At 40.7% G+C, this 10910-nt stretch carries 8 protein-coding genes; all 8 read left to right on the forward strand.

The window, feature by feature from the left end:
• Positions 1–460: 460 nt before the first annotated feature.
• The 8 genes from AB4323_RS23145 (at position 461) to AB4323_RS23180 (ending at position 10762) form a co-directional block, all read left to right on the forward strand.
• Complete coding sequence (locus AB4323_RS23145; RefSeq protein WP_065583733.1) at positions 461–973, forward strand: hypothetical protein; 513 nt, start codon at positions 461–463, stop codon at positions 971–973.
• Positions 974–1043: 70 nt separating this feature from the next.
• The gene (locus AB4323_RS23150) at positions 1044–1559 is read left to right on the forward strand and encodes a hypothetical protein (protein ID WP_065583732.1); all 516 of its coding nucleotides are present in this window, start codon (positions 1044–1046) and stop codon (positions 1557–1559) included.
• Entirely contained in the window at positions 1559–4309 is a 2751-nt protein-coding gene (locus AB4323_RS23155) for a TcfC E-set like domain-containing protein (protein ID WP_102332845.1), read from the forward strand. The genes AB4323_RS23150 and AB4323_RS23155 overlap by 1 nt, the downstream gene beginning before the upstream one ends.
• 10 nt (positions 4310–4319) lie before the next feature.
• Positions 4320–5042: a hypothetical protein gene (locus tag AB4323_RS23160; protein WP_102321099.1), complete on the forward strand. Its 723-nt coding sequence runs from the start codon at positions 4320–4322 to the stop codon at positions 5040–5042.
• Positions 5042–6073 carry a hypothetical protein gene (locus AB4323_RS23165; protein WP_102332843.1) on the forward strand — a complete coding sequence of 344 codons (1032 nt, stop codon included), beginning with the start codon at positions 5042–5044 and terminating at the stop codon, positions 6071–6073. Before AB4323_RS23160 ends, AB4323_RS23165 begins: the two co-directional genes overlap by 1 nt.
• Before the next feature lies 1 nt (position 6074).
• Positions 6075–6872, forward strand: coding sequence for an outer membrane beta-barrel protein (locus AB4323_RS23170; protein WP_102332842.1), 798 nt, complete (start codon positions 6075–6077; stop codon positions 6870–6872).
• A 394-nt stretch (positions 6873–7266) separates the two neighbouring features.
• A complete protein-coding gene (locus AB4323_RS23175) occupies positions 7267–7986 on the forward strand; it encodes a hypothetical protein (RefSeq protein ID WP_065583727.1) in 720 nt (239 codons plus the stop codon).
• 202 nt (positions 7987–8188) lie between these two features.
• The gene (locus AB4323_RS23180; RefSeq protein ID WP_372153454.1) at positions 8189–10762 is read left to right on the forward strand and encodes a DUF1566 domain-containing protein; all 2574 of its coding nucleotides are present in this window, start codon (positions 8189–8191) and stop codon (positions 10760–10762) included.
• The last annotated feature ends 148 nt before the right edge of the window (positions 10763–10910 follow it).

The raw sequence follows: 10910 nt of genomic DNA on the forward strand, positions 1-10910 counted from the left end.
CTTCGTAATCTTGCCCTGAGGTCGAGCTTAGACAATGTCGGGTCGGCCTCAAGCAGTAACTCAAGCATCTCCTGCTGTGTTAAACCTCGCTCCTTTCTGGCTTGTTCTAAGAAGTGTGCAAACGTGAGTGGCATTCTTTGTCCTCGATAATCTCTATTATGGTAAGTATTGTTCGATTGCTTATGTAATTCAATCTTCTTTTATTAGAATTTAAACTATAGCTTATCGGGCAGGTTTTTATTATAGATGTAGATAAAACGAAGGTAGGTATTACTAGCTTTACTGTTGATGGTTTTATCGAATCGGCATTTTCGGCAAATGGAATTTTCAAATGCCCAATATTTCTTTTCCAGTGTTCCGCATAATTTATTTCGTCCTGTCACCGATGAGCGTTAACAAATTTAAACGCAGGAGCGGGATTACTAATTTATGAAATATTTAATCTTTAAAGGAAAGTAAAATGTTTAACTTCAAAAAAAGCGCACTAGCATCAGTTCTTCTTATGGGTATGGCAGTAAGTGCAGGTGCTAACGCATCTTCAAATGCTACTGTTGTATGGAGTGGCACTGTTCCAGTAACTAACGCATCAGATGCACTTATCATCACTGGCCTAGGAGGTGATACAACAGCGCTTAACGGTACTATCACTCCAAGCACAGACGGTGTGTTTGAATCAGATACTATCGTACTTGAGTCTCACTTAAATGATGGTGATGCTGTTACTCCTGTTGTTGGTGCATTAGCTTCAGCTAACTGGACTCTAGTTGATGCATCAGTAGCTTTTGACGGTGTGGCAAACCCATCTCAAGCTGTTGAGATTAATGTAAATGGTGCACCAGTAGCCGTTGGTGATGTTGTTTCTGGTGAAGAAACTATTTCAACTAAAGTTAAGCAGACTGCTGTATTACCTGAATCTGAAGTAGGTGGAACTACTGTTCAAGCATCAGTAACGGTTATGGCTGACCTTGTTTAATTTGTAGAAAATTCCCGATTCAAAGGCTCGTAGTAATTACGAGCCTTATTTCTCTACGATGGTAGTCAATATGAAAAAAGTTTTAATACTATTGGCTTTCATGAGTATGAATGCCAACGCCGATTTCAAAGTGCTTTACATTACTACGAGCCTCGATGTAGGCAAACTTTATACAAATTCAATTAATTCTGTTGAATTTATTCCGGCAGTTCTGGAGTTGACGTCAAATCAAGACAAAACAAAATTTGATGATGTTAATACCACATTAAGAATTGAAACAGATATACCTTTTGAGTCTTCGGATATTCCTTATATTTCAACGTTAACAAAAAATACGTCAATTTGTACGGACTACTCTGGAGTGAGCAATGTTCAGGATGATTTCGTTACATTAACGATTGACGGGATAAGTTTGTCAGAGGGTGAATCCGTCTCTTTTTCAAATTTCAATTTAAATGATGGCGACAATAAGTATAGTGAGCATGACATTATATTAAGTTTTCAGTCATTTAAAGATATCATCACAGCGGGCCAAGCGGAGAGGTGTAATGGTGAGATAGAGTTCAATATAGAGGTAGATATATAATGTTCAGGTTCAAACTCATAACAATGGCAATTTTAGTGTTATTGCCTGTGTATTCGTATTCAAGTTATAGTCAAAATGTTCTTGAAGGTTTTGAAGAACTGTTTGAATTGAAAGAGTCAACAGTCCGTATACGTAACTTAGATGGTTCCCTTACTTCACCGATCCCATTTTTAACGTCGTTTAACACGTTAAAATTAGACTCGAATAATAAAAAAGCGATCGCACAGGTATCTGACTATTTAAATGATAATACAGTGTCGGCTGAGTACCAGCAGAAGATCATAGATCAATTAATGGTTGGCATACAAGATCAGTCTGAGTGTTTAGGTAAGCTCGATGAGTGTGAGTTGTACCCAGAAACGTTTGAGATCGTTCATAACTATAACGATCAAGAAGTCTATCTTTTTGTATCTCCACAGGTGTTGTCATACTCGAATCTCGATAAAGAACTGGTATACCACTCGTCTCTGAGTCAACACAATGGGTTAATCAATTCATTTGATCTGTACGTGAGTGAATATCAAGATCAAGACTCAATCGTTTCTTTAAATAATGAAACGACACTGGGGCTACCTTACGGATACCTCAAAACTGATTTCAATGCCAACAACAGTGATAACGGTTCTGAATTGTATGAAGCGGCATATCATTTAGATATCGATTCTTACTCAATAAAAGCGGGTCATTTTGAATTTGAGCCAGAGGTTAACTCAACTGACTTCCTGAATAACACCGCTCGAGTTGCTCAAAACTCGCTCACGGTAGGTACCTCTAAAAAGTTGCTCGTAGGCGGACATAATAACGACAAAGTATTGAGCTTTTATGCGCCAACAAGTGGCGGTGTACAAGTTCTTCGTGATGGTCGATTGATTTTTCAAGATAACGTACCAGAAGGGCAGAACTCAATTCCTTACAGCAAGTTACCATCTGGTCGCTATGAAGCTGTACTTGAGGTGACAAGTGGTGGGCAAGTTGTTAATACCCAGACTTATCAAGTATATAACACCAAAGGTGACTCTCTGACTCAGGGGGAAGTGGATTTCGTTGCCACTGCGGGTATGTTTTCAGGAAGCCATTACGACTACACGGAACATGGCATTAAAAATATTGAAGACGATGTTTATGGCAAGGCATTAGCTAACTACCAACTCACCCGTTCGTTGCAAGTAGGCTTGGGCGGCTTGGTCACGGACAGTGGCACTATGTACACCGTTGGTGGTGCATACAATCTGATTGATTGGGATTTGAGTACTGAAGCTGTGTACAGCCAATTCGAAGACGCATCTCACTTTAATGCTAATATCGGTATCCCTTATTTAAGTCTATCTTATGAGTCTCTCGATAATGAACTTGGTGATCCAGTTGCTTCTTATATGTACGGATATGCCGATTATTCACGTCTATCGTTGAATTCTTCGTACAGCTTCCGCGGTGGACAATCTATGTATGCGGTTTACTCGCTTAATAACGACAAGCAGTTAGACAATTTAGGTAACTCGGATGAACAGGAACAGCAGTTTATTTCCGTTGGTTACAGCACGCCCACAGTTTTAGATTCTCGAGTTAATATTAACGTCGATTACTCTGAGGCGACGGACGACATATCAGTTAATTTGTTATGGAGTGTCCCGTTGTCAGACACAGTAGAAACTATCGTGGGCCTGACGAGTGATAGTGATGACATTAATCAATTTAAAACAACAGTAAGACGAAATCAGTTAATTGACTCAGACTCCTTTAATACGTCGCTTGAGGTGAGTAACACCTACGATCGACAACAGGATGATATGTATCAAGATGCGTTATTGGCGACCAGTGGCACGACTAAATACGCTCGAATGAATGCCTCCGCCCATACGTCCACCAATGGCACGAGTGGTATCAATGCTGGCTTGTCTAGCACTCAAATCGTGACGACAGACGGCGTTTATATTACCGATAAAGCGGCAACGTCTTATACGCTTGTCGATATTCATCAGTCGCAGAATACAGAGCAGACGTTTGATGAAAAAGGTTACTTCTCTCTTAAAAAAGAAGGGCGAAACAACAGTAAGTTCATCGTATATAACGATGAAACCGTTGTGCCTTTGGAAGACTATAGTCAATATCGTGCGAAATTTGATTCAGAGAGCGTTGATCTTTACAACTCTGGTGATAGTAACGTAACCGTGTTTACACACCCAGGTACGGTTGCTTCTATTGAGCCAAGAGTTAGTCGCGTCGTTTCGTTTGTTAGCGCCTTTAATGACATATCAGAACAGCCGATTACAGAAGTGAAGTGTCATGGAGAAGGTTGTATTGAAGTCAATGAAATGGCCGACGGTGTTTATAGAGTAACCGTATTGGAAGGCATGAACTTTGAATTGTCAGCGAAAGAAAGCCAATGCTTACTGCCTTATGAATTTACTTCAACAAATCAGATGAACTTTGGTCAAAACTATTGTTTGCCAATAGCTCAAGAAAAGCAGATAGATTTGATTGATGCAGGTGAACGACTACAAGCGATGTATTTAGGTGCATACGAAAGCTCGATTGAACTGAATAAAGCGCTTAAAAAGCTCGAATTACACGGTTATCGAATTATTCAGAAAGAAGTGGGTTCGTTTAAGGCAATTTATATAGCGCATGAATCTATAAACATGGCGGAAACAATAGCGCTTCATAAAAGAGATATCGATCAGTTAAAACTGTTGGCAAAACGACTTTATCGCACCAACGCCATTACATACCCAGTCGCACAAGTTAATTAAGGAGTGGGAAATGAAATCCAATAAAGTTCTACTAAATTTAGTATCACTCACCGCTATATTGTTATCTATAAGTGTACAAGCTTTTACGGTAGATAAAATGGTTATTGTCTCTGATGATAAAGGGAACGGTATCGTTACGTTAACCAACGACGAGTCTCACCCAATTTTTATCCAAGCAAAGGTGGATGAAATAAATATTATTGATGGAGAACAGGTAGAAAAAAAACAATATACAAGAGACAACTTAAACGATTGGAAGGTGTCATTAACGCACCAGAAGGTAGTTTTGAACCCTGGTGAAGAGAAAGACATTGGCATACGTAGTTTATGCCACAACGCTGCATGCGATAATTCAAAAGATTTGATGTTTATGCTGTCTTTTTCTCCAAGTAAATACAGACCTGGTGAAGTAGTGAGTGGTGTGGAAATTAATTACGGATTCGCACCTGTTTATATTATTCCTACAACACAACCGAATTATTCTTACGAATTAACCAACAACGGTGATAGCCTTAGAGTCGAAAATAAAAGTAATACCATGCTCAATTTTTTTGTAGATGCATGTGTTGCTGAAAACAAAGCCCAATGCAAACAAAAATTTACGGTTGTATCGGGAAGGAATAAGACGTTCCCTTTAACCGAAACTATGCGAAATAACGAGTTGACCATTACCGTGACATCTCACGACAGAAGCTATTCAAAGAAAGAAATGGTGACGAGAGGTAAAATATAATGCCTAGACCTATCCTATATATTGTAGCGTTTATTGCATTAATGACGACAAGCATGGCTCAAGCTGCGTTTGAAGTTCGCGCGGAAGTGAAGGCTGGTGGTGTTCGTTGGGACAATGTGACACGTTACAATGGCAAAATGCTGCCAAGTACGTGGGAAACTCCTCCTATGTTGCAGGCTTCAGAAGCTTGGGCGGCCGCGACATTTTCGGGTACACCTCCAACAGAGATGACTTTAATTGGGGGAAATGGGAATACTTCACCGTCAATATCGATCGATATATCGGGCGTTCAATACAATACTACTGGAATTGAATTTGCCCAGTCAGCGAATACGGTAGGTGGTGGGTGCTCATTTGATGAAGTGTCACTACCGATTGTGACTGTTGAAGGTCCAAACTGTGTTTCGTCTGTTCGATTAATTAATAAACAAAAATCGAGCCCATTTATTTTCCTGAGACCTATTTTCGATATTAACGAAAGTGAAATAGTGTCGGCATTAAGTGGGCTACCAGAGGGGCAATATTCAGCTTCAGTGCCGGTAAATATTCGTTACTACTATGAAAATGACGGCATTATGACTTATCGCAACATCAATGAAGTGATGTTGTTTTCATTTGATTATCAGCCTGTTCAACTCGACAGTGTTTTTGTAAGTGGAGATGGTGTCATGACGCCAGTCTACGACACAATTGGCAAAAGAATAACATCGACAACGTCATTTGATATTACAGCGAACGGCTATTTTAATGACGGAATTGTTTTAACAATGCCCTTACAGTCATACGAATTGGTTAATTCAAGTAACCCTGGTGTGGTTATTCCTTACAGCATTCATTGCGATCAGTGCAGCTCTGGTAACTTAGTTGATGAAGGACAATTAATGAATCAAACAACGGCTATTTCAGAAGGAGCTGGAGTGCAAACAAGTATTAACTTTACTTTAGACTTTGATTACGATATTGAGGGCAGTTCTGCTGTTTCCGGAGATTATTTTGATGAAGTAACGATCATGTTGGAGCCTGGTATTTAAGATGAAAAAAATGAACTTAATGTCATCGATTATCGCTGTGTTCTTATCCATAAGTGTATCAGCAGAGGAGCTGCCTATCCAGATGAGTGGTGGCATGACGTTTTCTGCATTTGATGACAACATGGGACAGACTGAAGCACTTGGTTATAAGGCGGCGGTTGGATATAACATTAGTGAAAACGTACTATTTGAACTTGGCTATGCTGATTATTCTGCTTTTTCTGATTCGGAAATAGATAGTTTACGTGCGGTAATGGTTGAAACCGACTTATTGCTACCCGTCAGTGAATTTGCCTCCTTGTATGCAGGAGTCGGGGGCGCGTTTTCTAGTGACGACACCAATTTTACGGCATCGCTTGGTCTTAAATACCAATTGAGTAAAAATTGGAGCGCCGACCTTGGTTACCAAGGCGTCTTTGATTTAGCTCGTCAACAAGACGATCTATACGCATTTAATGCACTGTTGGTTTATCGTTTTTCAAGCAATGAAGCCGCAGAAGGCCTTTCAGATATTAACCCAAGGCCCAATGTTGACCAGCTTGTTGAAGAGTCGACCCAAGTATCAAGGCCGAAAACCCAATTGGCGTCTATTGTCCCAATTAAGAAGGCGCCATCGTGTCAGCAGCGTTTAGTTGAATACCGAGTGGTTCCTGGCGACTATTTGCTCCGAATTGCAAGAGCATTTGATAGCTCACTTGATGAATTAGTCGAAGCAAATCCAAATCTTAATAATCGTGATTTGAATTTGATTTACCCTGAAGAGAAAATACTTTACCCGAAAGTTAGCTGTTTAGATTAAATTGCCTTCCTTGAAACAGAAACACTGCCAATTTTTTGGCAGTGTTTCTTTGTTTGTAGCAGAGAGTATCTCGCCAATGTAAATGATATCTACACTTGTTTAGCTATCTCGCATCTTGCGTTTTTGAAATTCAAGAGTGCCCAATACCTTCAAACCTGAACGCGCGATACTGTTCACCAATCGAGCTACTCACCTTTATCGTTTGGGCTCGTAAATATGAAAACTAATACCTCAATTATATGCATGAAGGTCAAATATAAGAGAGCGGAGTAATGATCGGACCAAATATTTTAAACATGTATGTACTCATTCTTTTCGCGCTTGGTGTTATATACGCGCTGAGCAAAATAGACGAGTAGTATCCTAAAATTTATTATTTTTAGTAGAGAGAAATATGAAAATTAAATATAATCTATTAACAGTATTCGCAATTTGTTCAGCAATGACTTCTACTGCTGCCAATGCTTTTAATGTCGACAAGATGATTGTCGTCGCGGATAAAAAGGGCAATGGTGTCGTGACACTTATTAATGATGAGTCTCACCCGATTTTTGTTAATGGAAAAGTACAAGAAATTCAGTTTATTGATGGCGACAAAATCGTTCGTAATAGTTATACAAGAAACAATCTAGATGATTGGAAAATATCTCTTACGCACCCAAGATTAGTTTTAAGACCTGGTGAAGAGAAAGACGTGGGTGTTCGTAGCTTATGTCACAACACGTCTTGCGATAACAGCAAAGATTTGATGTTTATGCTGCCATTTACTCCTAGTCGTTATAAAGAAGAGGGAGAGAAAATTCACGGTGTCGAGATAAACTATGGTTTTTCACCGGTTTATATTCTGCCTACGACAAAGCCAAGTTTTGATTATAAGATTTACAATCAGGGCGAGAATTTACGCATCGATAATAATAGTAATACGCTAATTGATGTTTATGTTAACTCATGTACAACAGAAAAAAATACGCAATGCAAACAAAAGTTCACTGTTGTATCTGGTCGGGATAAAACGTTTTCTCTTGCGGAATATACGCAAAGTGAACAACTTAATGTAACCGTAACATCTTACGATAAAAAATACTCTAAAGAGATGCAACTGCCTATTCAGTAATAGGAACGCTGAAAATAGACATAATTATAGGCCTTCAATGATTAATGCTAATCAAGGACGATCAGCATTCATTACCCATGTTCAGTGCTAATTTTAGCCTACATGGCATCACTGTTATCAGCAAAGTGTAAATGCCCAATACAACATTAAATACAAATCATAAAATCAATTTTGAAATCAATAAAAAGTAAAGAGAAGTAATATGAACCTTTTAAGCAATAAGCCAGGAGGAAGCATTCCCCTGGGTTTTGTCGTCGCTACTACGCTTACCCTTTTTGGGTGTGGTGGAGAGGGCAGTGAAGGAAGCTCAGCAAGTGTTTCCCCTAATACTCAAAGCGCGACGCTTTCCGCTCAAAATGCTACCTACTCGACTGGCTATGCTGAATCGTTCGAGGTTGACCTGTCGTCAAAGGTATTTTCATCAACGGGTGGTGGCTTTGCGCTGAGTGAAGTCGAGGTCTTGTCTAATGATGATAGCTGCCAAGTAGAAAGTATGACGGAAACAGGGTTTGTAATTCAGGCCTTTGATACCAAGGTGTGTGACTATCGATATCATGTGACTCCTAAAACATTGTCGCCAATGAGCCGTATGGCTGAAGCGCCAATGAGTGATAGTAGTAGCTCAGAAGGTTCGAGTTCTGCGGTTACGCGCATTGCGGTAAGTAGTAATCCTAGCTCAACCGAACTGGTTCCAGTAAGTGCAACAACACTGATTAATGAAGATGTGAGTGTTTTACTGAAGGACGAATTGGAGAAAGTCGGCTTTACGTTAGGTGACGAGTTTGTATTAACGGAGCTTACACTACCGTACGGTCGCTCGAGCTCAGTTCAAATAAATAGTACAGATGACCAGACTATGGATTATACCCCGCCGTCAGGTTTTACCGGCATTGACCGTGTTCTTTATACGTTAGAAGACTCGGTTAATGGCCTTGTGCTGATGGGGGTTTTAGATGTTGCGGTGGGCTACGAAGCTAACCAAGGTTTTACGATTGACGATAATATTGTATATCCAGTTGTTGTCAACGTATTGACCGATGAAGAAATCGACATCAGCGGCTTTGTTTCCTCGGACGATAGTGATGATTATCAATTGGTGTATGTTGAATCGTTTAACGCAAAAGCGGTACCTAAAGATCCACTGGACACTCAGAATAAAACGATCGTCTTTCAAGCGTCACAACCAGGTTACCACTATATTAGTTTTGCGGTTAGTGATCATAATGGAGTGTATGACATGGGTTTGATTCGTGTTGAAGTGACCGATCCTAATCAGTCATCAAAATGGGACGACATTTCTCATTTGTTGGATCTCTATATTGGACCACCCACCGCACTTGATGCAGCCGGGCAAGGCTCGCCTTATGATATAAAACTGAACGATGATGGCTACAGCCCAGCGATTGATATGGCTGGTTTTCGTTATCCGTCGGCCGTAGCATACTGCGACACCATCGGTGGTTCAGTGCCGACGTTTGATCAACTTAAGCTGATGGCCACTGATACCGATGTTCAGGCGTTACATAACTGGCCTGTTAAAGCGCAATACCTCGCTTATGATGACGGAGCAGATCTGGTTAAGTGGGTGGATCTTAAAGATGGCAGCACCCTTACAGGCGATGTCGATCCAACATCGGCTTATTATGTGACATGTGTTAAGCAAGGTTTAATTACTGTATTGCCTACCTCAAGCACGGAAGTTGTCGCGGATGGAGTTGATGTTGGTTCTGTATTTGTTGAGTTAAAACTCGGTCAAGAAGTAAGACCAGATACCCTTGTGACGGCTTCTGTCTCTAGCCCAAATGTGACATTGGACAGCGATAACGTTACCACAGACAGCTATGGTATTGCCGAGTTTCGCTTAACCAGTTTAAAAGCGGAAACCGTCACATTAACCCTTGATGTGGGTGGCATTACTCAAGACTATGAAGTTAAGTTTATTGGTGATGAAAAGACGGCTGCAGTGTCATCAGAAGCAACGATTGACACGGTACCTTATACGTCAGTGGAAGGTGGCCAGGTTACTGCGACCTTGACCGATCAAAATAGCAACCCAGTAGAAGGTTACTCAGTCATTTCAGTGGTAAGTACAGAACAGCACCCAGACACCGCAGAAATGGTTACTCCTATCCTTGAAGCGGAAACGACTCAAACCGATGAATCAGGTGAGCAAAAAGTGCGGGTAAAGTGGGATACAAACTATCAAACCCCAACAACGACCATGACCTTTGATGTGGCGTCATCTTACACCACAACAACCAATACACAGACTAATGCGATTAGCCAAGTTACCTTTCATGCCTTATTGTGTGGTGGCCAAGTTGGGGATGATGATCAACAAAACGCCGCGGGTGCCTGTGTTAAAATTGCGGAAAGCGATGGAAAGTTGTTTACCGGTACTCCAAGTGAGAGCTTTTTAAACGCTGTTGGCTATAGTAATTACAACGGTAGTCATGTTGAAATTATCCCTGATGATGGTCCTTCAGGATCGTTTGCAATGTTTAGTTTTACTGAAGCACATAGCCTTTGTGAACATTATAATACACTTGAGCTTAACGGGAGAGATGATTGGGCTTTAGCAAATATGGATGAGTTGAGGAGTCTTTCTAATAACTTTGGTCACATGTACACCGCGAAGGGTTGGGCGACCGGCAGCTACTACTGGTCGTCGACGGCTAGTGGTTCCGTCTACTACCGCGTGAACCTCCGCTCTGGCACCGTCAGCAGCAGCGACCCATCCAATCCGTTCTACGTCTCGTGCGTATCAGGTTCTTAGGGTTCAACGTTCAGAGTTTGCGGCCCGCAGGGCCGTTTTTTCTTTTTATAGAGGGTAGCGGTTTATTTTCTAAACTCAGTAAGGATTAATATGGATATTGAAACAAAACTCAAGCTTAGTCAGCAACAAGGCTTTGTTTCCTAAATCA

It is taken from the genome of Vibrio sp. 10N.261.52.C11 (assembly GCF_041471405.1).
Classification (GTDB): domain Bacteria; phylum Pseudomonadota; class Gammaproteobacteria; order Enterobacterales; family Vibrionaceae; genus Vibrio; species Vibrio crassostreae_C.